This is a genomic window from Paracandidimonas soli (genome assembly GCF_004342005.1).
GTDB classification, from domain to species: domain Bacteria; phylum Pseudomonadota; class Gammaproteobacteria; order Burkholderiales; family Burkholderiaceae_B; genus Paracandidimonas; species Paracandidimonas soli.
The window spans coordinates 87,942-114,123 of record NZ_SMBX01000001.1; the positions used below are offsets into that span (position 1 = coordinate 87,942).

A 26,182-nucleotide genomic window follows, 5' to 3' on the forward strand; every position below is an offset into this window, starting at 1 on the left:
GCGGGGTCAGCGCGCCGCCGCCGCCGTTTCCTTGTCCAGCTTTTTCATGATGTAGCGCTGCTGCGCGATCGATACGGCGTTGTTCACGCACCAGTACAGTACGAGGCCGGCGGGGAAGAAGAACATCATGCCACCGAAGATCAGGGGCATCATCATCATGATGCGCGCCTGCATGGGATCGGGAGGCGTGGGGTTCAGCTTGATCTGCAGGAACATCGTGGCCATCATGATGGCGGGCAGGATGAACCAGGGATCGCGCACCGACAGGTCCTGCACCCACAGGATCCAGGGGGCGCCGCGCATTTCCACACTGCCCAGCAGAACCCAGTACAGCGCGATGAACACCGGGATCTGCACCACCATGGGCAGGCAGCCGCCCAGCGGATTGATCTTCTCGGTGCGGTACATCTCCATCATGGCCTGGTTCAGCTTGGCCTTGTCGTCGCCGAATTTCTCGCGCAAGGCCTGCATGCGGGGCGTGACCTGCTTCATCTTGGCCATGGAGCGGTAGCTGGCGGCGGACAGCGGATAGAACACCGCCTTGATCAGCAGGGTCAGCACGACGATGGCCCAGCCCCAGTTGCCCAGCAAGGAATGCAGCCAGGTCAGCAGCTTGAACAGCGGCTTGGAAATGATGGTCAGCCAGCCGTAGTCGACCACCAGTTCCAGGCCGGGGGCCAGCTCGCTCATGGCTTTCTGGTCCTGCGGACCGACCCACAGATTGGAGGTGAGGGTGGTGCTGGCGCCGGGCGCGAGCGAGCCCGCGGATTCAATGGCGCGCACGGCATACAGATTGTCGGAAATGCGCAGGATTTCGTTGTTGCGCTGGACGCCCTGGGTCGGGATCCAGGCGCTGGCGAAATAATGCTGCACCATGCCGATCCAGCCGTCGCTGGTCTGGCGGATATAGCTGGCCTTGTTCTTGTCGACGTCGGAGAAGGCGACCTTCTGGAAACGGTCCTGCTCCGAATAGACGACCGGGCCGGTAAAGGTCTTGTAGAAATAGGAGCCGCTGGACGGATCATGGCCGTCGCGCGTCAGTTGCAGGTAGAGCGCCGGACTCAGCGCCGTGTCGCCGGTGTTTTGCAGCTCGTGGCGCACGGTGATGTCGTAGCGGTTGCGGTGCAGGGTATAGGTCTTGACCACGCGCAGGCCGCCTGCCTGGGCCTCGAAGGCCAGGTCCAGCGTATCGTCCGTGAATTCCGTCGATGGGGAAATCAGGCGGAAAGGCGTCAGGTGCGTGGGGAAGCTCTGGCCCTGGGGGGCGCCGACAATGCCGGTCTGCGCAAGGTAGACCGATGTGGCGGAGTTGTCCAGCAGCACCATGGGCTGGTCTTTGTTGTCCTCGGAGGCGAACTTCGGCAGCTCGGCGCGTACGATCTGCGCGCCCTGGGTGTCGAACGTCAGCTTGAGCACGTCGCTGGCGACGGTGATTTTCTCGCTGGCTTCCGTGGCGGCGGGAGCCGACTGGGACAGCTCGGGCGCGCTTGTGGGAGGCGTGGAGACCGGTGCTGCGGAAGGAATACTATTGTCCGAAGGGGCAGCGGTTTGTGCGGGGGCGGATTCTTCCGTTGTCTGGGCAGGCGCGCCGAACAAAGACGGCTTGCCGTTGTAGACCTGCCAGTTGTTCCACAGCAGCAGCAGTGAAAACGAGAGAATCATCCAGAGAAGGGTGCGTCGGATATCCATGGCGCCTTATCAAGAAGCAGAAGCGAAGCGGGAAAAGCCGATCAGTTTAACGCAGCTTGGCATTCTGCGTATGGTCCTGACGACGGTTGAGGGTGCCGGATGCCTGGAGCCCCGGCTTGCCGGAATGCCCGGGCTGGTCCGCCTGGCGTTGCACGGGTAGGTATGGTTCAGGGGCATGGCGGCGCGTCAGTGGTGGTGATGGCCGTCGCAGCGAGGTTTGTCGCCGTTGGACTGCCCGCCGCGTGGCGGAGGAACCGGGTCGTGTCCGCCTTTGCACAGAGGGTTGCACCGCAGGATGCGCCAGATGCCGAGAAACACGCCGCGAAAGGCCCCGTGGGTCTGGATGGCCTCGATGGTGTAGGCTGAACAGGTGGGCGTGAAGCGGCAGTTCTGGCCTACCCAGGGGCTGAGCAGGTAGCGGTACAGCCGGATCAGGCCGATGAAAAAGGCGCTGATCATCGCTGTCGCGCCTTGCGCAGCAGCCGGTCGGCCTCCTGGCGCACCTGTCGCCGCAGTTGGGTCAGCGAGGCTTCCCCGACGCGGGAGTGCAGTCGGAATACATAGTCCCGTGGAGGCAGTTGCGCCGCCTGGTGGCGGAATGCTTCGCGCAGTACGCGCTTGATCGTATTGCGCGTGACCGCATGCGGAGCAAAGCGCTTGGCGATGACCAGACCCAGGCGAGCGGAAGCCTCGCCTGCCTGGGCGATGGTTCCGGGCGTGTTCAGGACAAACAAATCGCCCCTGGCGACACGCATGCCTTTGAGGGCATGCATGAATTCCGAGGGGCGATGCAGTCGGGCCGAAGGAGGAAAGGAATGCGCAGTACCTGCAGGAAGCGGTTCGGCCTCCTGCGCCGTGTCTGTGGCAGACCTGGCCTCGGTCAAGACCTTAGACGGCCAGGCGCTTGCGGCCCTTGGCGCGGCGTGCATTGATGACGGCGCGGCCAGCGCGCGTTTTCATGCGAACGCGAAAGCCGTGAGTGCGCTTGCGGCGGGTAACGGAAGGCTGGAAGGTGCGTTTCATGGAAGGATCCGAAAATAAAAAATACGCCGGGCGCAGCCAGGTAAACTCGGCTGCATGCTCTGTACTTGTCGGCGAACTGGGCCTGCGGCCCGAGTCATTTCAGCAGGTACAAAGGCCAAGCGTCAGGGTAATTCTTGGGAAAAGCCCATCATTTCATCAAATTATTGGTGATTAGTCAAATGGTTATCGTGTTTTCCCCGCATTTCGGGGTGACGGGCATGTGGATAACATGCCGCCGGACAGGGTAGAATCGAGGTTTAGCCTTGTGACGAGCATGAACGAATTTTGGCAGACTTGCGTCCGGCGTCTGGAGCAGGAGCTTCCTCCGCAGCAGATCAGCGCCTGGATCAAACCCCTCGTGCCGCTTGCGTTCGATGAAACGCAGGCGTTGTTGCGCGTGTCCGCGCCGAACCGCTTCAAGCTGGACTGGGTACGCAAGAATTTCCTGCATCAAATCGAATCCCTGGCGACGGAATACTACGAGAGGCCGGTCCAGGTGTCGTTCGAGCTGGCCGGCAGCACCGGAAGCGCGATGCGCGGCGCGCCGTCGGCGGCGCCCGCTCCCGCAGTCCCGGCCATTCCCCTGTCCGAGAGGCCGCACATGGCGGCTTCGGCCCCTGCTCCCGGGCCTGCCGCCGTGGCTGCCGAGGCCGTGCACGACCGTTCCCGCCTGCATACCGACCTGACGTTCGACAACTTCGTCACCGGCAAGGCCAACCAACTGGCTCGCGCCGCCGCGCTGCAGGTGGCCGAGAACCCCGGCGTTTCCTACAACCCGCTGTTCCTGTACGGCGGCGTCGGCCTGGGCAAGACGCACCTGATCCATGCCATCGGCAATGCGCTGCTGGCTTCCAATGCCAATGCGCGCGTGCGCTACGTGCATGCCGACCAGTATGTGTCCGACGTGGTCAAGGCCTATCAGCGCAAGGCGTTCGACGATTTCAAGCGCTACTATCATTCGCTCGATCTGCTGCTGATCGACGATATCCAGTTTTTCGCGGGCAAGAACCGCACGCAGGAAGAGTTCTTCTATGCGTTCGAGGCCATGGTGGCGCAGCGCAAGCAGATCATCATCACATCCGACACCTACCCCAAGGAACTGGCCAATATCGACAGCCGCCTTATTTCGCGCTTCGATTCCGGCCTGACGGTGGCCATCGAGCCGCCCGAGCTGGAGATGCGCGTCGCCATTCTGCTGCGCAAGTCGAAGACCGAAGGCATCACCATGCCGGAGGAAGTGGCGTTCTTCATCGCCAAGCACCTGCGCAGCAACGTGCGCGAGCTGGAAGGCGCATTGCGCAAGGTATCGGCCTATGCGCGCTTCCACGGCCGCGAGGTGCTGAGCGTCGATGTCTGCAAAGAGGCGTTGAAAGACCTGCTGTCGGTTTCCAACGGGCAGATCACCGTGGAAAACATCCAGAAGACGGTGGCAGATTTCTACAAGATCAAAGTGGCGGACATGTACTCGAAACGCAGGCCTGCCAATATTGCCTTGCCGCGCCAGATCGCCATGTACCTGGCCAAGGAGCTTACCCAGAAAAGCCTTCCCGAAATTGGTGATTTGTTCGGAGGGCGGGACCACACCACGGTGCTGCATGCGGTGCGCAAGATATCCGATGCGCGCCTGAAGCAGACCGAACTAAATCACGCCCTTCACGTGCTAGAACAAACCTTGAAAGGATAACCATGCAACTCGTACAAACGACTCGTGATGCGCTGCTCAAGCCGCTGTCGACGGTAGCCGGGATCGTAGAACGCCGTAACACGATGCCCATTCTTGCGAACATCCTGGTGCGCAAGCAGGCTGACAGTGTCGCGTTCGTCGCCACCGACCTCGAAGTGCAGATCACCACGCACGCGCAGTTCGGCGTGGGCGACAGCACTGAGTCCACGACGGTTGCGGCACGCAAGCTGCTGGATATTCTCCGCGCGCTGCCCGATTCCGACGACGTGCGCCTGGGCCTGGCGAGCGGCAAGCTGTCAGTGCAGTCGGGCAAGAGCCGTTTCGCGCTGCAGACTCTCGATGCGGCCGAGTTTCCCACGCTGTCGCAGCCCGAGCAATGGACGGTGTCGCTGACCCTGCCGCAGAAGACGCTGCGCCACCTGTTCAACATGGTGCACTTCGCCATGGCGCAGCAGGATATCCGCTATTACCTGAACGGCCTGCTGTTCGTGTTCGAGCCCGGCTATGTGCGCGCCGTGGCCACCGACGGCCATCGCCTGGCGCATGCCGGCACGGCGGTCGAAGGCGTGTCCGAGCGTCATGAAATCATCGTGCCGCGCAAGACGGTCCTCGAGATGCAGCGTCTGCTGGCGGAAACCGAAGAGCCCGTCTCCATCGACGTGGCCGCCGGCCAGATTCGCTTCCGCTTCGGCGAGGTGGAGCTCATCTCCAAGCTGGTCGAAGGCAAGTTCCCCGATTTCACGCGCGTCATTCCCACGAACTACACGCGCCATTTCCTGGTCAATCGCGAAACCCTGCAGGGCAGCCTGCAGCGCGCCGCCATCCTGACCACGGACAAGCTCAAGGGCGTGCGCCTGCAACTGGGCGAAAACCTGCTGAAGATCTCGTCCTCCAACGCCGAGCAGGAAGAGGCGCAGGAAGAGATCGATGTCGACTACAGCCACGAGGCGCTGGATGTCGGATTCAACGTCAGCTACCTTCTCGACGCCCTGGCGAACGTCAAGGTCGAGACGGTGCGCTGGTCGGTCCAGCCCGACGCCAATGCTTCGGCGCTCATTACCCTGCCCGACGACGATAACTTCAAGTACGTCGTCATGCCGATGCGTATCTGATACGCAGGGGGCATTCCAGTAAAACAGGCCGGCGCCATGCGCCGCCTGCAGATGGCCGCGAGGCCCATTAAAGGTTCCAACCATGTCAGAACAAACCACGAGCACGGCCAACACAGGCTACGGTGCGGATTCCATCAAGATGCTCAAGGGCCTGGAGGCCGTGCGCAAGCGTCCGGGCATGTACATCGGCGACACGTCCGACGGCACAGGCCTGCACCACATGGTATTCGAGGTGGTGGACAACGCCATCGACGAAGCGCTGGCGGGCCATTGCGATGACATCGTCGTGACCATCCACGCCGACAACAGCATCTCGGTGACGGACAATGGCCGAGGCATTCCCACCGACATCCACAAGGACGATGAGTACCAGCGCAGCGCCGCGGAAATCGTCATGACGGAGCTGCACGCCGGCGGCAAGTTCGACCAGAACTCCTACAAAGTGTCCGGCGGCCTGCACGGCGTGGGCGTGTCCTGCGTGAACGCGCTGTCGGAATGGCTGCAACTGACCATCTGGCGCAACGGCAAGACGCACGAGATCGTGTTCAACCGGGGCGAGCGCAAGGAGCCGCTGGCGGTCACAGGCGATGCCGACAAGACCGGCACGCAGGTGCGCTATCTGGCCGATGCGGAAATCTTCAATAATATCGAATACCACTACGAGATCCTGGCCAAGCGCCTGCGCGAGCTCTCGTTCCTGAACAATGGCGTGAAGATCCGCCTGCTCGACGAGCGCCAGGGCAAGGAAGAAAACTTCGCATTCCTGGGCGGCGTGAAGGGCTTCGTCGAGTACATCAATCGCGGCAAGACGGTGCTGCACCCGAACGTGTTCTCGGTCACGACGGACTCCAGCGCCGGCGGCGTCCAGGTCGGCGTCGAAGTCGCCATGCAATGGAACGACAGCTACGCGGAAACCGTGCTGTGCTTCACCAACAACATTCCGCAGCGCGACGGCGGCACGCACCTGACGGGCCTGCGCGCGGCCATGACGCGCGTGCTGAACAAGTACATCGCCGACAACGAGCTGGCCAAGAAGGCCAAGGTGGAAACCACGGGCGACGACATGCGCGAAGGCCTGGCCTGCGTGCTGTCGGTCAAGGTGCCCGAGCCCAAGTTCAGCAGCCAGACCAAGGACAAGCTGGTGTCCAGCGAAGTGCGTCCCGCGGTCGAAGAGGCCGTCAGCCGCACGCTGGAAACCTGGCTGCTCGAAAATCCCAACGACGCCAAGGCGCTTTGCGGCAAGATCATCGAAGCCGCCCGCGCCCGCGAAGCCGCGCGCAAGGCGCGCGAAATGACGCGCCGCAAGAGCGTGCTGGAAGGCGCCGGCCTGCCGGGCAAGCTGGCGGACTGCCAGGAAAAGGATCCCGCCCTGTGCGAGCTGTACATCGTCGAGGGCGACTCGGCGGGCGGTTCGGCCAAGCAGGGCCGCGACCGCAAGTTCCAGGCCATCCTGCCGCTGCGCGGCAAGGTGCTCAACGTGGAAAAGGCGCGTTTCGACCGCCTGATCGCCAGCGAGCAGATCGCCACGCTGATCACGGCGCTGGGAACCAGCATCGGTCCGGACTTCAACATCGACAAGCTGCGCTACCACCGCATCATCATCATGACCGACGCGGACGTCGACGGCGCGCACATTCGCACGCTGCTGCTGACCCTGCTGTACCGCCAGATGCCGCAACTGGTGGAGCGCGGCCATGTCTACATTGCGCAACCGCCGCTGTTCAAGGTCAAGGTCGGTCGTGATGAGCGCTATCTCAAGGATGAGCAGGAAGAAGCGCAGTACATGCTCCAATTGGCCCTGAAGGATGCCGCCCTCTTGCCGCGCGAGGGCGCCGCGCCCATCGACGGAGAAACGTTGGCGGAACTGGCGCGCAACTATGTGCTGGCCGACGGCGTGATCAACCGCCTGTCGCGCATGATGGATCCGCAGGCGCTGTCCGCCCTGGCCGAGGGCGTGGAGATCAATCTCGACGACGAGGCGCAGGCCGCTGCCAGCGCGCAGCGGCTGGCCGATGCATTGTGCGATCCGCTTGACCCCGGACGCGTGACGGTCGTGCCCGAGCACGACGAAGCAACCGAAAGCTGGCGCGTGACGATCCGCCGCATGCATCACGGCAATGTGCGCGTGACGGTGCTGGATCGCACTTTCGTGCGTGGCGGAGACTACGCCACCCTTTCGCGCGCTGCGAAGACCTTCCTTGGCCTGATCGGCGAAGGCGCGGTCGTGACGCGCGGCGAAGGCGACAAGCGCAAGGAAAAGCCGGTGAGCGACTTCCGAGAAGCCATGCAGTGGCTGCGTGCCGAGGCCGATCGCGGCGTCAGCAAGCAGCGCTACAAGGGCCTGGGCGAGATGAACCCCGAGCAGTTGTGGGAGACCACCATGGATCCCAAGGTGCGCCGTCTGCTGCGCGTGGAAATCGAAGACATGATCGAAGCCGACCAGATCTTCGCCACGCTCATGGGCGACAACGTCGAACCGCGCCGCGCCTTCATCGAATCGCATGCGCTGCAGGCGGCCAATATCGACGTGTGATCGCGCTGGTTTTCATCATGCATGAAAACCGATTCGCCCTCTAGCTGAGGCATTCCGCAGCAACACGGGAAAACGAAACGGGCTCCGGATATTGCCGGAGCCCGTTTTCCATTCGGGGCTTCCGTGCCGCAATGCGGGAATGCTAGCCTGGTTTCACACCGCCCCGAACGCCTCCACGTAGAACGCATACAGCGAATGGCAACTGGCCATGTACAGGCGGTTGTTCTTGGGGCCGCCGAAGCACAGGTTGGCGCAGCGCTCGGGCAGGGCGATGTGGGCCAGCGCCTTGCCTTCGGCGTTGAACACCATGACGCCGTCGAGTTCTTCGGACTTGCCTTTCAGCTGATAGACCTTGCGGCCGCCCTGGTCGGCAGGCTTGTCCTGCAGGGCGCCGTTGCTGCCCCAGCCGCACCACAGATTGCCGTCGCGATCAACCTTGAAGCCATCGAGAGCTCCATGGTCGGAGGCGTCGATCAGCTTGGTCTTGTTGGCGACCGTGCCATCGTCGTTGACATCGTAGCTCCAGATGCTGCGGTTGGGCGTGCCTTTCCATTCCACCACGTACAGTTTCTTCTCGTCAGGCGAGAAGGCGAGGCCGTTGGGATTGACGAGATCGGTGATGACGGCGGTCAGGTTGCCGTCGGAGGCAATGCGATAGACATTCGTCGTCGCTTGCTCGGGCGTGGCGCGAAAGCCCTCCCATTCGCCATTGATGCCGAACAAGGGATCCGTAAACCAGATCGTATCGTCTGATTTGACGACGACGTCGTTGGGCGCGTTGAGCCGCTTGCCTTCGAACTTGTCGGCCAGGACGGTTTGCGAGCCGTCCTTTTCGGTACGCACCACACGGCGGGTTTCGGAGTGTTCGCAGGTGATGAGCCTGCCCTGGCGGTCGCGCGTATTGCCGTTGGCCCAATTGGCCGGCTGCCGGAAGACGCTGAAACTGCCGTCTTTTTCGCTGTATTGCATGATGCGGTTGTTGGGGATGTCGCTGACCAGCACATAGCCCCCGTCCTCGGGGAAATATACCGGCCCTTCGGCCCAGCGCATCCCCGTGGCGAGCTGTTCGATGGTGCTGCTGTAGATGCGGTATTTCGCAAAGCTCGGATCGAGCACCTGTACGGCGGGATCGGGATAGCGCTGGTTCGGCTTGAAGTCGAACGCTTGTGCAAAGACGCTGCCCCCCATGGCCGCGGCGCCCGTGCCTGCCGCCAGCTTCAAGAACTCCCGGCGGGTGTTGGTTCTTCCTGCTTGCATCGTGGTCTCCTCGCTTGGATGGATCGCGACGGAATGCTGCCCTGCCCAATGCGTGACTGTGCCGCCGCGCTTTTCGTATCATGGAATGTTACCTCCAGCGTTCGGGCTTGGACAGCATTGTTGTATGACAACATATGACAGAAAGAAATATGGCCGAGAGTTGGCCGATTTTCTTTCGGTTTGCAGCGGCCCGAATCCCTTTTCTCAGGCTGGAGCTTGGGCAATGGGCAGCGCAACAATGGAAATAAATTAGTTTTAATAATATCTATCATTAGTTATTATTGATGCCATGGTTTTACCCATGGCAGGCGCGTCGCATCCATCCGGAATCTGCCATGCAACAGTGAAGAACTCCGGCCATATCGGCCGGAGCTTCTCCGCCACAATACGGGGGCACCTGCGGTGCCGTATTTAAATTTGCCTCGCTTGACCTCGCCCTGAAGGGCGAGGCTTGCGCATAGGCGCGTGGTCACAGGAGGACGTCATGGCGGTGAGTTTGTCGTTGGAGGGTCGCACTGCGCTTGTGACCGGTTCGGGGCGCAACCTCGGGCGCGGGATTGCGCTGGGGTTTGCTCGGGCGGGAGCCAATGTCGTGCTCAATGGCCGCAGCGACATGGATGCGCTGCGCAGCGTGGCCGAGGAGGCCGAGGCGCTTGGCGTGCAGGCCATGTGCGTCCAGGCGGACGTGACACAGCCCGATCAGGTGCAGGCTATGGTGGATGAGGCATTGCAGCGTTTCGGCTCCGTGGATATCGCCGTGTCCAACGTCGGCCTGCGCCCGCGCCAGGCGTTCCTGGACATTTCGGTCGAGGACTGGCGGCGCGTGATCGAGACCAGCCTCAGCTCCGCCTTCTATCTGGCGCGCGCCGTGCTGCCGTCCATGCGCGACAGGAGATGGGGCCGGATCATCCATATGTCCGGCCGGGACGGTTTCTTCACATACGCCAACCGCGCGCACAATGTCACGGCCAAGGCGGGCCTGCATGCGCTGGCCAAGGCGATTGCCGTGGAGTTCGGCGAATACAACATTACGGCGAACACGATCGCCCCGGGCAAGATGGATACGATACGCGACGAGACCCACTATCCCAATTATCGCGAGCTGTGGGCGGAAGCGGTCAAGACCATGCCCCTGCGGCGCCTGGGCACTGCGGAAGACGCGGCGGACTGCTGTCTGTTCCTGGCGGCCGGAACGAGCTATGTGACGGGCCAGCTGATCCACCTGAATGGCGGAGAGTCGCTGTATTGATGTATGAGCCTGGGGACGAAGCGCAGGTTTCGTTTCTCAGGACGAGGCCCCTCGTCCGGCGGTTCCGGCGTATATCGGATCGTGGCCGGCCAAAGATGCGGCGCGAAGGGCTCGTCTCGTCTTCTTCGCGCCGGCCTCGGGCGGGGGGTTACGTCGAACGGCCTCAGGCCGTGGCGGACGACGTCAGAGCGTTGATGCGCGCTTCGTCGTAGCCCAGCAGGGACTGCAGGATTTCTGCCGTGTGCTCGCCGAGCTCGGGCGGAGGATTGACGGGGTGCAGGCTGTCGCCTTCGAACCAGACGGGCGTGGCCAGGACCTTGACGCGCTCGCCCCGGTATTCCACGTCGCGCAGTGAATGGTAGGCCTCGCTTTGCGGGGATTCCAGCGCTTCCTTGACGTTGTTCACCTTGCCGCAGGGAATGCCGGCCTCGTCCAGGATGCGCACCCATTCGCCCGTCGTGCGCTTTTCGATTTCCGCAACGAGGGTGGGCAGCAGTTCGCCGCGATTCCGGGCGCGCATCTGGCGCGTGATGAAGCGGGGATCCTTGGACAAGTGCTCCTTGTCCAGGATGCGGCACAGCGTCTGGAAGTGGCGGTCGAATCCCGCGTCGATCGTGACCCAGCCGTCCGCCGTCCTGAAGACTTGCGACGGTACCGTGCCGGGGTGGCCGGAACCGACGGGCTGCGGGATTTCGCCGGAATGGGCGCAGTAAGTGGCCACGTAGTTGAGCAGGCTCAGCTGCGAGTGGAACAGGCTGGCCTCCACGCTGCTGCCCTTGCCGGTCTGGGAGCGGCCATGCAGCGCGGCAAGCACGCCGATGGCGGCATACAGGCCGGTGGACAGGTCGGCCGTCGCGACGCCGGCGCGCACCGGCTCGCCCCCGGGGACGCCGGTGATGCTGACGGCGCCCGCGAGCGACTGGACGATGGGGTCGACAGCGCGGCGGCGCGCATCCGGGCCTTTGCGTCCGTAACCGGTCATGTTGCAGACAATCAGTTCCGGATTGATGGCGCGCAGGGTGTCGGCGTCGATCTTCAGCCGGTCGACCACGCCTTCGCTGAAGTTGTAGATGACCACGTCCGCGACCTTGCACAAGTCATAGAAGGCTTCCAGCGCGTTGGCGTCCTTCAGGTCGAGCATCATGCCGCGCTTGTTGCGGTTGTTGGTCAGGAAGTACAGCGACGTGCCCTGGATGATGTGCGGCGGAGTCGTGCGCGTCAGGTCGCCCGAGGGCGATTCGATCTTGATGACTTCGGCGCCCAGGTCCGCCAGGATCATCGTGGCGAACGGGCCGGCCAGCGCTTGCGTCAGGTCCAGGATGCGGACGCCGCTCAAAGGAAGCTGTGCCATGCTCAACTCCTTTCGCGTTCGAGGAATTTCTTGGCGCCGTGGGAAAGGCCGCCGGCGGCGAAGTTTCTGGCATGCGATTCGCGGGCCTGGTCCATGGCGGCGAAGAACAGCTCGTCGCCCATCTTGCGCCACCATTCTTTGGTCAGCGCGATGCCCAGCGGGGGCCAGCCGGCCATTCTGGTGGCGATTTCCGCTACCCGCGCGTCCAGCGCATCCGCGGGCAGGACTTCGTGCAGCAGCTTCATCGTCATGGCTTTCTCGGCGGGAACGAATTCCGACAGCATGACCAGGCGGCGCATTTCCGCTTCGCCGATCAGCGGCAGCAGGAAGGCGCTGCCCATGATGGCGGCGGAGCCAACGTTGAGTTCGGTCATGCCGATCTTGGCGTCGTCCGACGCGATGCGCAGGTCGGACAGCAGTGCGAGCTGCAGGCCGGCGCCTGTGGCGTAGCCGTGGATGCGGGCGATGATGGGCTTGCTCAGGCTGCGCATCAGGGTATAGAGCGAGGCATAACCCTCGATGCGGCGGTGCGCGCCGTCCGCGTCCATGGAGGCGCTTTCCTTCTGGTCCTGACCGGCGCAGAAAGCGCGGCCATTGCCCCTCAGGACGATGACGCGAACGTTTTCGTCGGCATCCAGCGCGCGGAAGGCGGCTTCCAGGTTGGCGCGCTGTTCATGGTTGAGTGCGTTCAGTACCTGGGGGCGGTTCAGCGTAAGGGTGGCGATCTTGTCCTGGACATTGATCTCCAGGAGCTCGGTGACGCCTTCGACTGCATATGACATGATGATTCTTCCTTTCGGTGATGCGGGAGTGCGGCGGCCGGGCCGTCAGATCAGGGCCTTCAGCTCGCTTGCGGGCAGCGTATCCAGGCGGTACAGGTCGTCCCACAGCTTGCCTGCCTGTTCGGCCCCCAGGACGGGGCCCGCGCACTGGACGAACTTGCCCTTGAACTGCTCCACGGACCAGCGCTTGGCGGGATCCCCCTTGGCCTTCTGTTCGCGGCCGTGGAATGTCGAGCCGTCGCGGTGCTTGATGACGATGTCGGTGAAGTCGTACGGCACGGATTCCGGCGTGGTCAGGTCCGGATGGGTGTAAAGGTGGATCTTCTTGTGCATGTCGGCGATGGCGGGAGCCGTCACCTTGTCGTCCTGGAATTCGGCGAACGTGACCTGGCCGTAGACCAGCGCGGCGGCCAGGCAGTATTCCATGCTGAACTTGCCTTCCAGGCCTGTGCGGGCGTTGTGGTAGGGCAGCGTGCTTTCGCAGCGGTAGCCGACCGCGCACTCGATGGATTCGATCTGGTCCGGCTTGATCGTGCCGTCGGCCTGGCCGTCGAGCAGCATGTCGATGGCGCAGTGCGTCAGCGAGCAGGTCGGGTACTGCTTGTAGATATTGCCGGGGTCCACGAGGTCGAAACGCTCGTTCAGGGCTTCCAGCGCCAGGGCGGGCTGCACTTTGTCCAGGCCGACGAACAGGTCGAAGAAGCCGTTCTTCGCTTCCAGCGCATCGGGGTTCGCCGAGGCGCCGGCGCGCGCCAGCAGCGCCGCCGTCACGCCGCTTTCCGCGGCGAAACCGGAGTGGATGGGCTTGGTCATGGTGCCGAAGTTGGCGACCAGGCCGCCCGCGCGCGAGCCGGCGATGGCCAGGGCGACGGCGGTCTGTTCGGCATCCAGCTTGAGCAGCCTGGCGCAGGCGGCGGCCGCGCCCAGCGTTCCCAGCGTCAGTGTGGTATGCCAGCCTTTGTTGTAGTGCGTCATGTTGACGGCGCGGCCGAGCTTGGTGGCGATTTCCACGCCAGCGACATAGGCTGTGACCAGATCCTGGCCGGTGGCGCCGAATTTGGCGGCAAGTGCGAAAATAGCCGGGACGACCGGGCACGAGGGGTGGCCGCGCATGGAAGGGTTGGTGTCGTCGATGTCGTGCGCGTGCGCCATGGTGCCGTTGATCAGGGCGGCGCTGCGAGGCGTTGCGCGCCGCGTCGAGCCCCAGACCGCGCTGGTCGTGCCCTGATCGTCCTCGCTGATGGCGAGCACGGCATGGGTCGCCGGCTCGTTTACGGCGGCGATTGCGCCGCCGATGGTGTCTGCAATGGCCAGGCGGCCTTCTTCCCGTACGGCGCTGGGCAGCTTGTCCCAAGTCAGGTTGGCGACAAATTCAGCGAGAGTTTTCGTCACTGGTAGAGTAGGATTGGTTTGCATGTGGGTTCCTGGGTGCAGAATGACAAGCTTGTAAATGCCGGCAAGGCGTATGCTGGCGGTTGGAAACGGTAAGGAGGGATGCGTGGGGCATGCCTCCTTATAATTAGATTTAATTATTTTATATATTAGTGATTTGATATAAAACGCACAAGCCTGTGGCGAAAAATATGCAGAAAACTTCGACGAAAAAAACCACATCCTCCTCCGCCTCCAAGGGGCAGCCCACCGGCAGGGGGTGGCTGAACCTGCGCCTGATCGAGATCTTCGTGGCGGTCGTCCAGGAGGACGGCATGACGCACGCGGCAAAGCGCCTGGGCATGACGCAGTCCGCGGTTTCCCAGGCCATCGGCACCATAGAGGCCGGCCTGGGGACGCAGTTGATCATCCGGTCGAAGCGGCAGATCCAGCTGACGCTGTTCGGCACCACGTTCTACGAGCGGGCCATCGAGCTGCTGCATCGTTCGCGCGAGCTGGAGCAACTGGTCGGACTGCAGCAGAACGCCAGGCTGCCGCTGTTGCGCATGGGCATGGTCGACTCCTTCGCCAGTACGGTGGGGCCTGTGCTGCTGCGCGAGATCACGGGCATGGCGTCACGCTGGTCGGTGACGTCCGGCGTGTCGGGCACCGATGTGCGCGGCCTTGTGGAGCAGCGCATCGACCTGATCATCACTTCGGACGAGATCGGCGACGCCCCCCGGCTGCTGGATCTTCCCCTGCTCAGGGAGCCGCTCTTCATCATCGTTCCCAAAGGATTTTCCGGCCGGAGCGACGATCTGGAGGCGCTTGGCCAGACGTTGCCGTTCATCCGGTACAGCGCGGGCACGTTCCTGGGCCGGAAAGTCGATTTCTATTTCCGGCAGCACGGATTGTCCCTGCCGCGCGAGTACGAATTCGATACGTCTGATGCCGTGCTGGCGATGGTGCGCGCCGGCCTGGGCTGGACGATCACCACTCCGCTGTGCGTGCTGAGAACCCGGGCGGCGGCCGATGAGTACCAGTATCTTCCCCTGCCCGGAGAGGGGGCATATCGGACCTTGCGCGTGGTGGCGCACAACGATGAGCATGTCGCCCTGTGGGAGCGGGTCTCCGCCACGGCCAGGACCATCCTCAAGCACCAGTGGGTGCCGCAGATCAAGCGCCTGGCGCCATGGGCGGAGATTATGGATAACCCTAAATGATTAATTTTACTTATTGTTAGAATAAGCTGGATAAGTGTAGACTGGCGCAGGCATCGCAATAGCGGTGCTTCCGAACACATTACCCAAGAGGGTTCAGTCATGAAACTATCCACCGTATTCCATATGCTGCTGGGGGTTGCGTTTGCATTCGCGGCTGCGCCAGCCGTCCAGGCCCAGGCCTATCCTTCCAAGCCGATCACCATCGTCATCGGCTATCCCCCGGGCGGCGGCGCCGACGCGATCGCCCGCCTGGTGGGCTCGCAACTGTCCCAGGTAACCGGACAGAGCGTGATCGTCGACAACCGCGGCGGTTTTTCCGGCAATATCGGCGCGGCATCCGTGGCAAAGGGCGCGGCGGACGGCTATACCGTGCTGGTTGCGCCTACGACCACGTATCGCATCAACGGCATTCTTTACGGCGACAAGGTCGGCTACGATCTGGAGAAGGATTTCACGCCGGTGAGCCTGCTTGGCGTGCAGCCCATGGTGCTCATGGTGAATCCGCACCTTCCGGTCAACAATGTGGCCGAACTGCTGGAGTACGCCAAATCGCATAAGCTGGACTATGGTTCCACCGGCGTCGGTTCACTGGAGCATATTGCCGCGGAATTGTTCTTCAAGAATGTTCCGGGAGGCGCCGTGCACGTTCCCTATCGCGGCAACGGCCCGGCCATCGTCGACCTGATGGGAGGCCAGATCGACGTCCTGTTCGCAACGGCGCCCACAGTCGTGTCCAACAAGGACAGCGGCCGGATCAAGGGCCTGATGGTCACCACCGCCGAGCGCAATCCGGCCTTGCCCAACCTGCCCACGCCGGCGGAAGCGGGCCTGAAAGGTTTCGATGTCGTCTCCACCTATAGCATGCTGGTGCCCGCCGCAACGCCCAAGGACGTGGTGGAAGCGCTGAATGCCGCGGTCGTCAAAGCGTTGAAGACGCCCAAGACGGTGGAAACCTTCGGTTTCATGGGCGTCCAGCCCCAGCCGACCACCCTCGGCGAAGCCAAGGAGCGCCTGACGAAGGAGTATGCCAAGTGGGCGGTCGTGATCAAGGAAAACAATATCAAGGCCGAATGATCCAGCCTGGTCAGGCTTGATGCACACCGGCGCGCGGCTTCCCCGGCCGCGCGCCGGCATTCGTTCCAGAGCGGGCAATTGTCAAGCTTGGTAGGGTTGCCGCAATAGATGGCAAGGCGGCATGATTCGGTGTCATACTTGGCGAAGAGGACATTGCCGGCCCGGCCGGCAATGCCGACTCTGCAACGGGCGAATCAGCCACTGATCAAAGGAGAATCATGATGGCCGGATGGTATGAGTTGAGCAAGAGTTCGGATGGCCAGTTCCGCTTTGTCCTGAAAGCGGGCAACGGCGAAACCATTCTGACAAGCGAGCTGTACAAGGCGAGGGCCTCCGCCGAGAACGGCATCGCCTCGGTCCAGACGAACAGTCCGCTCGATGAGCGCTACGAGAAGAAAACATCGTCCAGCGGCAAGGCCTACTTCAACCTGAAGGCGGCAAATTCCCAGGTCATCGGGACCAGCCAGATGTACGCGACCGAGCAGTCGCGCGACAGCGGCATCGCGTCCGTCAAAACCAACGGGCTGACAAAGACCGTCAAGGACAATACCGGTACCTGAGTCTCCTGGACCGCCCCAGGAGTGCGGGGCCGCGCCGGTATTAGGCGCGGCCTCTGTTCTTTCATCCGGCGGCAATCAGCCCGCCGGCAGCGATTTTCCTACTTCGCGCGCCAGCAAGTCCGCTGTCGCCGCCGACAATGTCCAGCCCAGGTGTCCGTGTCCCGTGTTGTAGAACACCCCGGGCAGCCGGCCGCGGCCGACGCGCGGCATCATGTCGGGCATCATGGGGCGCAGGCCGGCCCAGGGCACGACGCGCGAGGTGTCGACATCGAAGTGATGGCGCGTCCATCGCACCAGCGGCTCGATGCGGTCGGCCCTGATGTTGCGGTTCTCTCCGTTGTATTCCGCAGTGCCCGCGACGCGGAACCTGTGCTGGCCCAGCCGGCTGGTGACGATCTTGGCCTGTTCGTCCAGCAGGCTGACCCAGGGGGCGTTTCTCTTGCTGTCTTCGTCGTCCAGGTGAACGGTGATGGAATAGCCCTTGACCGGATAGACGTTGACCCTGTCGCCAAGCTGCGCGGCGATGGCGCGGCTGCCGACTCCCGCGCAGACGACGACGCCATCGGCCTGCAGCAGTTCGGTGGCGCTGTTGTCCTTGTCGCCGGAGGTGTCGCTCCACTCGATGCGGGCGCCCGTGGCGTCGGCCGCCACGCGGCGGATGGCGGCGTCCTGCAGGAACGTGACGCCGTGGCGTTTGCAGGCCTCGGCCAGCCCGCGTGTGAACTTGTGGATGTCGCCGGTGGAGTCCGACGGCGTATAGAAGCCCGCGTGATAGCTGCCGCGCAGCGAGGGCTCGATGGTGCGGATCTCTTCGGGCGTGACGGCATGGCGTTCCAGCCCGCCTTCCACCATCAGCCGGTTGGCCTTTCCCGCGGTCTCGAACGAGGCCCGGTCGTAGTAGACGTGCAGGATGCCGCGCTTTTCCAGGTCGAAGTCTATGCCTTCCTTCTTCGCCATGTCGAACAGATGCTGGCGGGCGGCGATGGCCAGGCGCGTGGTTTCGATGGTGTTGGCGCGGTAGTTGCGGATCTGGCCGACGAACTCGGCCAGCCAGCTGTATTTGTGCCAGCCGGGCTTGGGGTTGAGCAGCAGCGGCGCATCGCGCTGCGTCATCCATTTCAGGCCTTTGAGAATGGTGGCGGTGCTGTTCCAGACCTCGGCGTTGCTGGCCGACAATTGGCCGCCGTTGGCGAACGAGGTCTCCATGGCGGGATAGCGGTTGCGGTCGAGGACGGTGACGCGATAGCCCTGCGTTGCAAGGGCATAGGCTGTGGTGACGCCGGTAATGCCGGCGCCGATGACGGCGATATGGGTCATGATGGTTCCGTAAATCAAGGGTTGCGGCCGAACGCTTCGGCGTGCGCCCCATCTGTCACGGATACCTGAGAGTTTTGACGCGCTTCCCGTAGGCGTCATTCCCCTTCGGTGAGCCTTTGTTGCCAAAGGCTGCTCTCCAGATTGGTGTTGGCTGTCGCAGTCCTTTTGCCTGAGAGTTTCCGGGGCGGTTGCTCCATCGGCGCCACGCCTGGCGTGGTCTCTCCTGCGACATCCTGGGGGCGGCGCAGGCCGCCCTTGTTCGGGAAGTGCGGGCATTATGGTGCCTGTCCCGCATTTTGGCAATGGGTGAAAAACGGGGCGTTGCCTTTCCCCATCCACGAAGAAGCGGCAACGCCCCGGGGCAACTGCTGCGCAAGCGCGGTCCAGGATGTCCGGACCGCGCTTGAGATTAGGGGCTTACTTGTCGGCCAGGTTGCGTTCGCGGATGATTTCCGCCCACTGCTTCGATTCTTTTTGCATGAACTCCGTCAGCCCGGCGCGAGTCGTCGGCTGGGGCGCCAGGCCGTGCTCGTTGAGCGCTTTCTTGATTTCCTCGTCGTTGAGCACCTTGACGATTTCTTCGTTCCAGCGGTCCAGGATCGGCTCGGGTGTCGCGCCCGGCGCCACGAAGGCGTACCAGTTCAAGGCTTCGAAGCCGGGGTAGCCGGACTCGGCCACCGTCGGGATGTCGGCCGGCAGGAAGGACGGGCGTTCCAGGCCCGTGGTTGCCAGCGGAATCAGGTTGCCGGCCAGAATGTGCTGCATGGCGGTGGGGGGCGCGGAGAAGTAGGAGGCGACGCGCCCGCCAAGCAGGTCCTGCATCGCCTGGCCACCGCCCTTGTAGGGGACGTGGACCATGTCGATGCCCGCGCGCTGGTTCAGCAACTCGCCGGCCAGGTGGGAGGCGGAACCGGTGCCGGTCGAGGCAAAGTCGACACTGCCGGGTTTCTTGCGCGACAGATCCACGAACTCGGCAAGCGTCTTTACACCGACGCCTTTATGGACGACCAGGATGTTGGGGAAATGCACGCCTCCCGAAACCGCTGCCAGATCCTTGAAGGGATCGTAGTTCAGCTTCATCATGTGCGGGGCGATGGTCAGGGGACCGACGGAGCCGAACAGCAGGACCGAGCCGTCGCTGTCGGCGTTGGCAACCCATTGGTGGGCGATGTTGCCGCCTGCGCCGGGCTTGTTCTGGACGACGATGGTCTTGCCGATGTTTTCGCTCAGCTTGGTGGCGATCATGCGGGCTGCGGCATCGGCTGCGCCGCCGGGGACGAATCCGACGATCAGACTGATGGGTTTTTCCGGCGGGAATGTCTGGGCCTGGGCCGGGGCGGATGTCAGGAGAGCGCAGGCCGACAAGGCGGCTGCACAGGAAAAGAGACGGAAGTTCATGATGCTCCTCGTGAGAACGTTACGTTATAGCCATAGGTATTGTTGTGTGGCTGTGAAGGTTTGATGGATGTCTGGATTTCGTCGATTCAATCGGCTGCGGGGCTGACGGGATTGGGCTGGCGTTTTTCGACGGCATGGCGCAGCAGCGCCGCAGTGCGGAAGATGCCGTGGGCGAACTTGCCGTAGGGCAAGGTGGCGAACAGCGCCATGACCGCGCCCAGGTGCAGGCAGAGCAGCAGCGCCAGCGCCGGCGTGCTGCGACCCAGCCAGAGCGCCAGCCCGCTGACGCTGATCAGGAACAGCAGGGCGATGAAGCCCAGGTCCATGGGTTTCTGATCTTGGTCTCCGTGGGCGGGATGGCGGGTCCGGTTCAGGTGCCACAGGCCCGCCGTGCCGATGGTCAGGCTGACGCCGCCGAGCACGCCCAGCACCTTGGGCAGGCTGGGGAGGTCGTACGGCGCGACCCAGCCGAATACGTAGTGATAGATCGTGGCGAGGCTGGTGGCGGCGAAGCACAGCAGGAAACCATAGAACGTCAGGTGGTGGAACCTGCGTCGCGACAGGGTATAGGCGTCGTCTTCGTTGTTGCAGCCCTTGCCGTGGCCGCCATCCAGGTATTTCAGCGTCAGGACCGAGCTCGTGGCTTCGGTCGCCGCCGGCGCGTTGACGGATACGCCGCTGGTGGCGGGAGTGATCTCCCGCCAGAACTTCCGCACGCCCAGGCCCAGCGCCAGGATGGCGAACAGGAACACGGGAGCGAACATGCCCACCAGCAGATTGTGCGGAAACAGGTTGTAGAAGTCCCCGGCCAGGTCCGTGCGCCACAGATTGCCCTTCAGGGCGACGGCCAGGATCAGGAACAGGGCCAGCGCCGCGGCCAGCGCGATGGACAATGTCAGGCCGTTGCGCGAGTACAGCTTGCCGAGCGCGGGGGGCCAGGCATATTGCGTGTATGTTTGCGCGCGGACCTTCGCCATGGCCTGCGGGACGTTCACCGCGAACTCGTGCGGGGGCGCGTACTGACAGGAATGCAGACAAGCGCCGCAGTTGTGGCACAGGTTGGCCATGTAGTGGATGTCGGCCGGCTCGAACATCAGCCGGCGTGTCATGGCGGGGAAGACGGCGCAGAAGCCTTCGCAGTAGCGGCAGCCGTTGCAGATCGTCATGACGCGGTCGACTTCCTGCTCCTGCGGCGTATACCTGACAGCGGGGCTGTGGAAGGCTTCGGGGTTGCTGGCGTCTTGCACCAGGGCTTCAAGTGATTTCATTGGCTTCTCGGGATCGGTGGCGCGATGGCGTGTTCAGTGTGCGGCGGCAGTGGCGACGGACTTGGCAGCCTGGGTGCCGGCGATGAGGCCGAATGTGGTGCCGATCGACATGCCTACCCCGGCGGTATAGCCCTGGCCGAGCACGTTGCCCGCCATCATTTCGCCGGCGACGAACAGGTTGCGGCTGGGCTGGCCGTTGAAGCGCACGGCGGCGGTATCGTCGGTGTGCAGGCCGAGATAGGTGAACGTAATGCCGGGCTTCAGGGCGTAGCCATAGAACGGCGGCTTGTCGATGGGCAGCGCCCAGTGCGTCTTGGCGGGCTCGATGCCTTCTGTATGGCAGTCGTCCAGTGTCGTGTGGTCGAAGGTACCGACCCGACAGGACTGGTTGTAGTCGTTCAGCGTTTTCAGGAATGTGTCTTTGTCCAGGCCGAGCTTGCCGGCCAGCTCTTCCAGGGTATTGGCCGTCTGCCCGGGGAATACCGGCGGCATGAAGCGACCAATGGCCTTGCTGTCGGTGATCGAGTATGCAATCTGGCCCGGCTGTTTCGCCACCAGGCGGCCCCAGATGGCGTAGCGCTTGGGCCAGAAGTCCTCGCCTTCATCGTAGAAGCGTTCGGCGTCGCGGTTGACGACGACGCCCAGCGAAACGCAGTCGATGCGCGTGCAGATGCCGCCGTCGTACAGCGGCGCGCGCGCATCGATGGCTACCATGTGGGCCTGCGTCGGGTCGCCGATCTGATCGGCCTTGTGGTCTTCGATCATGTGGCGCAGCAGCACGCCCTGGTTGAAGCGGGTGCCGCGGATCAGGAAGTTGTCCGACGGCCATTCGCCCCGTTCGTTCTGCCCCCAGGCTTCGCGCAGCCAGTCGCGGTTCGATTCGAAGCCGCCGGCGGCCAGCACGCAGGCGCGCGCCGTGATGCGCTCGTCGCCGATCCAGGCCGCGACGAATTCGCCGTTTTCGATTTCCAGGCGGTCGACGGGGGCGTTGTAGCGGATCTCCACGCCCAGCGCTTCCGCGCTGCGGTAGTAGGCATTGACCAGCGCCTTGCCGCCGCCCATGAAAAAGGCGTTGGTCCGGGCCACGTGCAGGGCGCCGGACAGCGGCGGCTGGAAGTTGACGCCGTGCTTGCGCATCCAGCCCCTACAGGTGGATGTGGTGCGTATGACCAAGCGCGCCAGGTGTTCGTTTGTCTTTCCTGCAGTGACTTTCAGCAGGTCCTGCCAGAACTCTTCTTCCGGGTAGGCGTCGACGAGCACATCCTGTGGCGCGTCATGCATGCAGCGCAGGTTGCGGGTGTGCTGGGAGTTGCCGCCGCGCCATTCGCGCGGCGAGGCTTCCAGCAGCAGGACGCTGGCCCCGCCTTCGCGAGCGGTCAGCGCAGCGCAGAGCGCGGCATTGCCGCCTCCGATGACAAGTACGTCGTGCATGTGTTTGGTTTCCCTACGTGCGGTTCACGGGCAATGGGTGCGCCGCGAGCGGTTCAGCCTGCAACTTTAGGCGAGTGCGCCGTCGCCCGCCAGCAGGCAATGCGCCAGAGGTGTTCATAAAAAATGAAGACTTTATCTAAAGCCTTGCATTTCCCGGAAAGCCGAGCGGCGCGGCGGCTACTGGATTATTGGGGCTGCAGCAATGCCGCGCCCGGCCATTGCGACTGCCGTACCAGCTCACGCATGACGTCCGTCAGCACGATGCGCGCGGCAAGGCCGGCGGGGGCCAATTCGTCGTCCGGCAGGCTGGCGATGAGGTTGCGGCGCTTCAGCGTGTCGTGGGCCAGCGGCAGGCGCAGCAACTGGTGGTCATGGCTGCGCACGGCTGCGGCGCCCGGCTGCACGGTGGCGGCGCGGCCCGCCCGCACGACATCCATCAGCAGCGCCAGGCCGTCGATTTGCGCAACGATGCTGGGCTCCCGGCCCTGCCGGAAAAATGCGGCATTGACCAGCGCGCGCAGACCGTGCGGCGCGCTGGGCATGACCAGGGGCAGGTCGATGATGTCTTCCAGCTGCAGGGGCGTGTGCTGGGGAAGAAGGTGCTGGAGATCCGGGTGGATGATGACGAACAGGTGTTCGTCCAGGATGGGCCGTGCGCTCCAGGGTTGCTGCCCGCCGGTATGGAACACCACCGCCAGGTCGATCTGGCGGCGGCTCAGCATCTGCTCCAGGTTTCCCGACAGGCTTTCGACCAGGTGTACGCGGACATCAGGGTAGCGCTCCTGCATGGCGCTCAGGAATGGCACGGCCAGGACGGAGCCTGTGGTGGGGGCCAGGCCGACGCTGACGTGGCCCGACAGCCTGGCGGCCTGCGCCGCCAGCGTGGCGTTCTCGGCATGGCGCAGGGCGAGCTGCGCTTCCTGGCGGAAGGCCTGGCCCGCCGCGGTGGGGATGACGCCCGTGGATGTGCGCTGCAGCAGCCGCACGGACAGTTCGCCCTCCAGCCGGCTGATCTGCTGGCTGAGCGCGGAAGTGACGATGCCCAGCTCCTGGGCGGCCTTGCCCATGCTGCCGAGCTCGACAACACGCAGGAAATAACGCAGCTGGCGGAGCTCCATGACGGCGGTTCGCAAAGAGAGAAATCGGAATACCGATAATAGACGATTCCGGCTGGCGCTTTGGCGCGTGGTCACAAACCCGGAGGCTGGATCGTCATTAGGGGAAACATGCCCTGTTTTTTCATGGAGACCGACATGCCGCACGATACCGCCCCCGTCAACTTCGCCACCCGCACCCCCGCCATCTACCAGGCGCTGCGCAACGCCCAGGACACCATCCTGGCGGCCGGACTGGACCGCCGCCTGCATCACCTCGTGGTCCTGCGCGCCTCGCAGATGAACGGCTGCGCGTTCTGCGTCAAAATGCATACGAAGGAAGCCCGCCAGGATCACGAAACCGACGAGCGGCTGGACCGGCTGATCGTGTGGCGGCACGTTGACGATTTCAGCGATGCGGAAAAAGCTGCGTTCGCCTGGACGGAGGCCCTGACCACGCTGAAGGAAGACACCGAATACGGCCCGCTGCGCGCCCGGTTGCGGAAGCACTACACTGAGGAGGAAATCGCCGCCTTGACCGCGACCGTGGCCATGATCAACGTATGGAACCGACTGCAGGTATCCCAGCACGAATGAACGACAGCACGCTTTCCGCCGCTGACGCCGCCCTCTTCGAGTCGCGGCGCCGACCCCTGTTCTGGCTGGCATACCGCATGCTCGGGACGCATGCCGACGCCGAGGACGCGGTGCAGGAGACTTTCGTCAAATGGCTGCGCGCCGATCGCTCCGCCATTGCCGCCCCGGCCGCATGGCTGACCGGCGTCTGCACCAACCTGTGCATCGACATGCTGCGCGCAGCGTACCGGAGCCGGGTCGATTACGTGGGCGCCTGGCTGCCCGAGCCCATCCATACACCCGCCGAGGGCACGCCGGAAACGGAGGCGGAACTGGCCTCGTCACTGAGCACTGCCTTCCTGCTGCTGCTCGAACGCCTGACGCCCAGGGAACGCGCCGCGTACCTTCTGCGCGAGATTTTCGACACGCCTTATCCGGACATTGCGGAGACGCTGGGCATGAGCGAAAGCGCCTGCCGCAAGCTGGTTTCGCGAGCCGGCAGCGCCGTCGGCAGGGACGAATCCCGCCATGTCCTGCCCATCGAGCGCCAGGAAATGCTGCTGTCCGCTTTCCAGTCCGCCATCCAGAACGCGGATGCCTCGGTATTGGCGGCCCTGCTGGCGGACGATGTCAGGCTGTCCGCCGACGGCGGCGGGCGGGCGACCGCGGTGCGCCGCGAGCTGGCCGGCAAGCAGGAAGTGCTGCGCTTCATCGAGCAGGGCCTGTTCCGGTTCTGGCGCGATTGCGAATGGACCCGCGCGCGGATCAACGGCGGCAGCGGCGCCATCCTGCGCGAGGTCGACCGCACCACTGCGTCGGTGTCATTCGCCTTCGACGAAAACGGCATGCTCGCGCATATCTACATTATGCGCAATCCGGAGAAACTGGCCCGGCTGTAGCGGGGCGCGCAGGGCCGGCAAAGGGAAGGGCGGCTGATGGGTGATTCCGGCCGATGCCAAGGCTTACAATGCCCGGGGAGGCGCAAAGGCACCGGAATGGATTCTTCACTGCAGCAGGCGGAGCGCTGGGTCGCGCATTTGGACATGGATGCCTTCTATGCATCCGTGGAGCTGTTGCGCTATCCCGAACTGCGCGGCCTGCCGGTGGTGGTCGGGGGCGGCAGCGCGGTCGCTCCTATCGTCCGGCCCGACGGCACGCGCGAGTTCCGCCGCCTGCGGGGCTATGCCGGCAGGGGCGTGGCAACCACATCCACCTACGAGGCGCGCGCGTTGGGCGTTTTTTCCGCCATGGGGCTGATGAAGGCGGCGCAGCTGGCGCCGGACGCCCTGCTGTTGCCCGCCGATTTCACCCAGTACCGCAAGTATTCCCGGCTGTTCAAGGAGGCCGTGACGGCGATCGCCCCGCGCATGGAAGACCGGGGCATCGACGAGATCTACATCGATCTGTCGGAATTCGGACCGCAGGCGCCCGAGGTGGCGCGCAGGATCAAGGCAGCCGTCCAAGAAGCGACGGGCCTGACCTGCTCCATCGGGCTTGCGCCCAACAAACTGCTGGCGAAGATCGGTTCCGATCTGGACAAGCCGAGCGGCTTCACCCTGCTGGACTACGACAGCGTGCCGGAACGCATCTGGCCGCTGCCGGTGCGCAAGATCAACGGCATCGGCCCCAAGTCGGAGCAGCGCCTGAAAAACCTGGGGATACTGACGGTGGGCGAACTGGCCAAGGCCCCGCCCGATCTGCTGCAAGAGCATTTCAGCCTGAGCTATGCCCGCTGGCTGCTGGCGGTTGCGCATGGCCGCGACGACAGAGTCGTGCAGACCGAGTCCGAGCGCAAGTCCTTCAGCCGGGAAACCACCTTCGATCGCGATCTGCATGCCGTGCGGGACCGCCAGGAGCTTTCCGGGATATTCACGGCATTGTGCGAACAGGTCGCCGACGACTTGCAGCGCAGGTCTTACGTCGGCCGCACGATCGGCATCAAGCTGCGGTTTGCGGATTTCCGCACGGTCACGCGCGACATGACCTTGCCGGAACCCACCTGCGATGCCGGACGCATACGCCATGCGGCGGGGCTGTGCCTGAAGCGGGTGCCGCTGGAGCGGCGCATCCGCCTGCTGGGCGTGCGTGTCGGCTCGATCAGCCATGGGGAAGCTGAGGGCGGGCAGGATGCCGGATCGCGGCAGTTGACCCTGTATTGAGCGGTGCCGCGCCGCGCGGGCGCGACCAGTT

The 26,182-nt window shown here is 63.7% G+C and carries 23 protein-coding genes and 1 riboswitch; of the genes, 10 read left to right on the forward strand and 13 right to left on the reverse strand.

The features are described 5' to 3' along the window. Positions 1-6: 6 nt before the first annotated feature. The 4 genes from yidC to rpmH form a co-directional block, all read right to left on the reverse strand. Positions 7-1,689, reverse strand: coding sequence for a membrane protein insertase YidC (gene yidC / locus EV686_RS00355; RefSeq protein ID WP_132472329.1), 1,683 nt, complete (start codon positions 1,687-1,689; stop codon positions 7-9). 186 nt (positions 1,690-1,875) lie between these two features. Next, a complete protein-coding gene (yidD, locus tag EV686_RS00360; RefSeq protein ID WP_132472331.1) occupies positions 1,876-2,148 on the reverse strand; it encodes a membrane protein insertion efficiency factor YidD in 273 nt (90 codons plus the stop codon). Beyond that, positions 2,145-2,462, reverse strand: coding sequence for a ribonuclease P protein component (rnpA, locus tag EV686_RS00365; protein ID WP_243650684.1), 318 nt, complete (start codon positions 2,460-2,462; stop codon positions 2,145-2,147). Before rnpA ends, yidD begins: the two co-directional genes overlap by 4 nt. A 115-nt stretch (positions 2,463-2,577) precedes the next feature. Next, positions 2,578-2,712, reverse strand: a complete 135-nt coding sequence (rpmH, locus tag EV686_RS00370; protein ID WP_132472335.1) for a 50S ribosomal protein L34 — start codon at positions 2,710-2,712, stop codon at positions 2,578-2,580. Between the two features lie 274 nt (positions 2,713-2,986). On the opposite strand from rpmH, the gene dnaA reads away from it, so the two are divergent. The 3 genes from dnaA to gyrB all read left to right on the forward strand — a co-directional run bounded on the left by dnaA (position 2,987) and on the right by gyrB (position 8,041). Further along, complete coding sequence (gene dnaA, locus EV686_RS00375; protein WP_132472337.1) at positions 2,987-4,396, forward strand: chromosomal replication initiator protein DnaA; 1,410 nt, start codon at positions 2,987-2,989, stop codon at positions 4,394-4,396. A gap of 2 nt (positions 4,397-4,398) precedes the next feature. Continuing rightward, positions 4,399-5,508, forward strand: coding sequence for a DNA polymerase III subunit beta (gene dnaN / locus EV686_RS00380; protein WP_132472339.1), 1,110 nt, complete (start codon positions 4,399-4,401; stop codon positions 5,506-5,508). Between the two features lie 82 nt (positions 5,509-5,590). After that, positions 5,591-8,041: a DNA topoisomerase (ATP-hydrolyzing) subunit B gene (gene gyrB / locus EV686_RS00385; RefSeq protein WP_132472341.1), complete on the forward strand. Its 2,451-nt coding sequence runs from the start codon at positions 5,591-5,593 to the stop codon at positions 8,039-8,041. 153 nt (positions 8,042-8,194) lie between these two features. On the opposite strand, the gene EV686_RS00390 is transcribed toward gyrB, so the two are convergent. Continuing rightward, positions 8,195-9,298, reverse strand: coding sequence for an SMP-30/gluconolactonase/LRE family protein (locus EV686_RS00390; RefSeq protein WP_132472343.1), 1,104 nt, complete (start codon positions 9,296-9,298; stop codon positions 8,195-8,197). Positions 9,299-9,782: 484 nt separating this feature from the next. Between EV686_RS00390 and EV686_RS00395 the strand changes: the two genes are divergently transcribed. Then, entirely contained in the window at positions 9,783-10,547 is a 765-nt protein-coding gene (locus EV686_RS00395; RefSeq protein WP_132472345.1) for an SDR family NAD(P)-dependent oxidoreductase, read from the forward strand. A 163-nt stretch (positions 10,548-10,710) separates the two neighbouring features. On the opposite strand, the gene EV686_RS00400 is transcribed toward EV686_RS00395, so the two are convergent. The 3 genes from EV686_RS00400 to EV686_RS00410 are packed head-to-tail and all read right to left on the reverse strand — an operon-like array spanning position 10,711 to position 14,096. Then, complete coding sequence (locus EV686_RS00400) at positions 10,711-11,898, reverse strand: CaiB/BaiF CoA transferase family protein (protein ID WP_132472347.1); 1,188 nt, start codon at positions 11,896-11,898, stop codon at positions 10,711-10,713. A 2-nt stretch (positions 11,899-11,900) separates the two neighbouring features. After that, the gene (locus tag EV686_RS00405) at positions 11,901-12,680 is read right to left on the reverse strand and encodes an enoyl-CoA hydratase/isomerase family protein (RefSeq protein WP_132472349.1); all 780 of its coding nucleotides are present in this window, start codon (positions 12,678-12,680) and stop codon (positions 11,901-11,903) included. Positions 12,681-12,725: 45 nt separating this feature from the next. Then, positions 12,726-14,096: an MmgE/PrpD family protein gene (locus tag EV686_RS00410; protein WP_165972450.1), complete on the reverse strand. Its 1,371-nt coding sequence runs from the start codon at positions 14,094-14,096 to the stop codon at positions 12,726-12,728. Between the two features lie 167 nt (positions 14,097-14,263). Here EV686_RS00410 and EV686_RS00415 point away from each other — a divergent pair, with 167 nt between their 5' ends. The 3 genes from EV686_RS00415 to EV686_RS00425 all read left to right on the forward strand — a co-directional run bounded on the left by EV686_RS00415 (position 14,264) and on the right by EV686_RS00425 (position 16,908). After that, positions 14,264-15,274, forward strand: a complete 1,011-nt coding sequence (locus tag EV686_RS00415; RefSeq protein ID WP_132472353.1) for a LysR family transcriptional regulator — start codon at positions 14,264-14,266, stop codon at positions 15,272-15,274. Between the two features lie 99 nt (positions 15,275-15,373). Next, positions 15,374-16,348, forward strand: coding sequence for a Bug family tripartite tricarboxylate transporter substrate binding protein (locus EV686_RS00420; RefSeq protein WP_132472355.1), 975 nt, complete (start codon positions 15,374-15,376; stop codon positions 16,346-16,348). A gap of 221 nt (positions 16,349-16,569) precedes the next feature. After that, complete coding sequence (locus EV686_RS00425) at positions 16,570-16,908, forward strand: YegP family protein (RefSeq protein WP_132473590.1); 339 nt, start codon at positions 16,570-16,572, stop codon at positions 16,906-16,908. A gap of 75 nt (positions 16,909-16,983) precedes the next feature. On the opposite strand, the gene EV686_RS00430 is transcribed toward EV686_RS00425, so the two are convergent. From EV686_RS00430 to EV686_RS00450, 5 genes are all read right to left on the reverse strand, one after another. Beyond that, positions 16,984-18,225: a D-amino acid dehydrogenase gene (locus tag EV686_RS00430; protein WP_132472357.1), complete on the reverse strand. Its 1,242-nt coding sequence runs from the start codon at positions 18,223-18,225 to the stop codon at positions 16,984-16,986. 147 nt (positions 18,226-18,372) lie between these two features. Continuing rightward, positions 18,373-18,461: riboswitch (glycine riboswitch) on the reverse strand. A 181-nt stretch (positions 18,462-18,642) separates the two neighbouring features. Further along, positions 18,643-19,623 (reverse strand): Bug family tripartite tricarboxylate transporter substrate binding protein, encoded by a 981-nt coding sequence (locus EV686_RS00435; protein ID WP_132472359.1) that lies wholly within the window; start codon positions 19,621-19,623, stop codon positions 18,643-18,645. An 86-nt stretch (positions 19,624-19,709) separates the two neighbouring features. Then, positions 19,710-20,891, reverse strand: a complete 1,182-nt coding sequence (gene tcuB, locus EV686_RS00440) for a tricarballylate utilization 4Fe-4S protein TcuB (protein WP_132472361.1) — start codon at positions 20,889-20,891, stop codon at positions 19,710-19,712. A 33-nt stretch (positions 20,892-20,924) separates the two neighbouring features. Then, entirely contained in the window at positions 20,925-22,322 is a 1,398-nt protein-coding gene (gene tcuA, locus EV686_RS00445) for an FAD-dependent tricarballylate dehydrogenase TcuA (RefSeq protein ID WP_132472363.1), read from the reverse strand. A gap of 185 nt (positions 22,323-22,507) precedes the next feature. Then, complete coding sequence (locus EV686_RS00450; RefSeq protein WP_132472365.1) at positions 22,508-23,440, reverse strand: LysR family transcriptional regulator; 933 nt, start codon at positions 23,438-23,440, stop codon at positions 22,508-22,510. Between the two features lie 135 nt (positions 23,441-23,575). On the opposite strand from EV686_RS00450, the gene EV686_RS00455 reads away from it, so the two are divergent. The 3 genes from EV686_RS00455 (at position 23,576) to dinB (ending at position 26,151) form a co-directional block, all read left to right on the forward strand. Continuing rightward, entirely contained in the window at positions 23,576-24,013 is a 438-nt protein-coding gene (locus EV686_RS00455) for a carboxymuconolactone decarboxylase family protein (protein WP_132472367.1), read from the forward strand. Continuing rightward, positions 24,010-24,891, forward strand: a complete 882-nt coding sequence (gene sigJ, locus EV686_RS00460; RefSeq protein WP_132472369.1) for an RNA polymerase sigma factor SigJ — start codon at positions 24,010-24,012, stop codon at positions 24,889-24,891. Before EV686_RS00455 ends, sigJ begins: the two co-directional genes overlap by 4 nt. A 96-nt stretch (positions 24,892-24,987) precedes the next feature. Then, positions 24,988-26,151, forward strand: a complete 1,164-nt coding sequence (gene dinB / locus EV686_RS00465) for a DNA polymerase IV (RefSeq protein ID WP_132472371.1) — start codon at positions 24,988-24,990, stop codon at positions 26,149-26,151. The last annotated feature ends 31 nt before the right edge of the window (positions 26,152-26,182 follow it).

What these genes read in the sequence shown, in the direction of transcription:
- yidC (WP_132472329.1), bottom strand. Translation starts at nt 1,689, where the DNA reads ATGGATATCCGACGCACCCTTCTCTGGATGATTCTCTCGTTTTCACTG.
- yidD (WP_132472331.1), bottom strand. Translation starts at nt 2,148, where the DNA reads ATGATCAGCGCCTTTTTCATCGGCCTGATCCGGCTGTACCGCTACCTG.
- rnpA (WP_243650684.1), bottom strand. Translation starts at nt 2,462, where the DNA reads ATGCATGCCCTCAAAGGCATGCGTGTCGCCAGGGGCGATTTGTTTGTC.
- rpmH (WP_132472335.1), bottom strand. Translation starts at nt 2,712, where the DNA reads ATGAAACGCACCTTCCAGCCTTCCGTTACCCGCCGCAAGCGCACTCAC.
- dnaA (WP_132472337.1), top strand. Translation starts at nt 2,987, where the DNA reads ATGAACGAATTTTGGCAGACTTGCGTCCGGCGTCTGGAGCAGGAGCTT.
- dnaN (WP_132472339.1), top strand. Translation starts at nt 4,399, where the DNA reads ATGCAACTCGTACAAACGACTCGTGATGCGCTGCTCAAGCCGCTGTCG.
- gyrB (WP_132472341.1), top strand. Translation starts at nt 5,591, where the DNA reads ATGTCAGAACAAACCACGAGCACGGCCAACACAGGCTACGGTGCGGAT.
- EV686_RS00390 (WP_132472343.1), bottom strand. Translation starts at nt 9,298, where the DNA reads ATGCAAGCAGGAAGAACCAACACCCGCCGGGAGTTCTTGAAGCTGGCG.
- EV686_RS00395 (WP_132472345.1), top strand. Translation starts at nt 9,783, where the DNA reads ATGGCGGTGAGTTTGTCGTTGGAGGGTCGCACTGCGCTTGTGACCGGT.
- EV686_RS00400 (WP_132472347.1), bottom strand. Translation starts at nt 11,898, where the DNA reads ATGGCACAGCTTCCTTTGAGCGGCGTCCGCATCCTGGACCTGACGCAA.
- EV686_RS00405 (WP_132472349.1), bottom strand. Translation starts at nt 12,680, where the DNA reads ATGTCATATGCAGTCGAAGGCGTCACCGAGCTCCTGGAGATCAATGTC.
- EV686_RS00410 (WP_165972450.1), bottom strand. Translation starts at nt 14,096, where the DNA reads ATGCAAACCAATCCTACTCTACCAGTGACGAAAACTCTCGCTGAATTT.
- EV686_RS00415 (WP_132472353.1), top strand. Translation starts at nt 14,264, where the DNA reads ATGCAGAAAACTTCGACGAAAAAAACCACATCCTCCTCCGCCTCCAAG.
- EV686_RS00420 (WP_132472355.1), top strand. Translation starts at nt 15,374, where the DNA reads ATGAAACTATCCACCGTATTCCATATGCTGCTGGGGGTTGCGTTTGCA.
- EV686_RS00425 (WP_132473590.1), top strand. Translation starts at nt 16,570, where the DNA reads ATGGCCGGATGGTATGAGTTGAGCAAGAGTTCGGATGGCCAGTTCCGC.
- EV686_RS00430 (WP_132472357.1), bottom strand. Translation starts at nt 18,225, where the DNA reads ATGACCCATATCGCCGTCATCGGCGCCGGCATTACCGGCGTCACCACA.
- EV686_RS00435 (WP_132472359.1), bottom strand. Translation starts at nt 19,623, where the DNA reads ATGAACTTCCGTCTCTTTTCCTGTGCAGCCGCCTTGTCGGCCTGCGCT.
- tcuB (WP_132472361.1), bottom strand. Translation starts at nt 20,891, where the DNA reads ATGAAATCACTTGAAGCCCTGGTGCAAGACGCCAGCAACCCCGAAGCC.
- tcuA (WP_132472363.1), bottom strand. Translation starts at nt 22,322, where the DNA reads ATGCACGACGTACTTGTCATCGGAGGCGGCAATGCCGCGCTCTGCGCT.
- EV686_RS00450 (WP_132472365.1), bottom strand. Translation starts at nt 23,440, where the DNA reads ATGGAGCTCCGCCAGCTGCGTTATTTCCTGCGTGTTGTCGAGCTCGGC.
- EV686_RS00455 (WP_132472367.1), top strand. Translation starts at nt 23,576, where the DNA reads ATGCCGCACGATACCGCCCCCGTCAACTTCGCCACCCGCACCCCCGCC.
- sigJ (WP_132472369.1), top strand. Translation starts at nt 24,010, where the DNA reads ATGAACGACAGCACGCTTTCCGCCGCTGACGCCGCCCTCTTCGAGTCG.
- dinB (WP_132472371.1), top strand. Translation starts at nt 24,988, where the DNA reads ATGGATTCTTCACTGCAGCAGGCGGAGCGCTGGGTCGCGCATTTGGAC.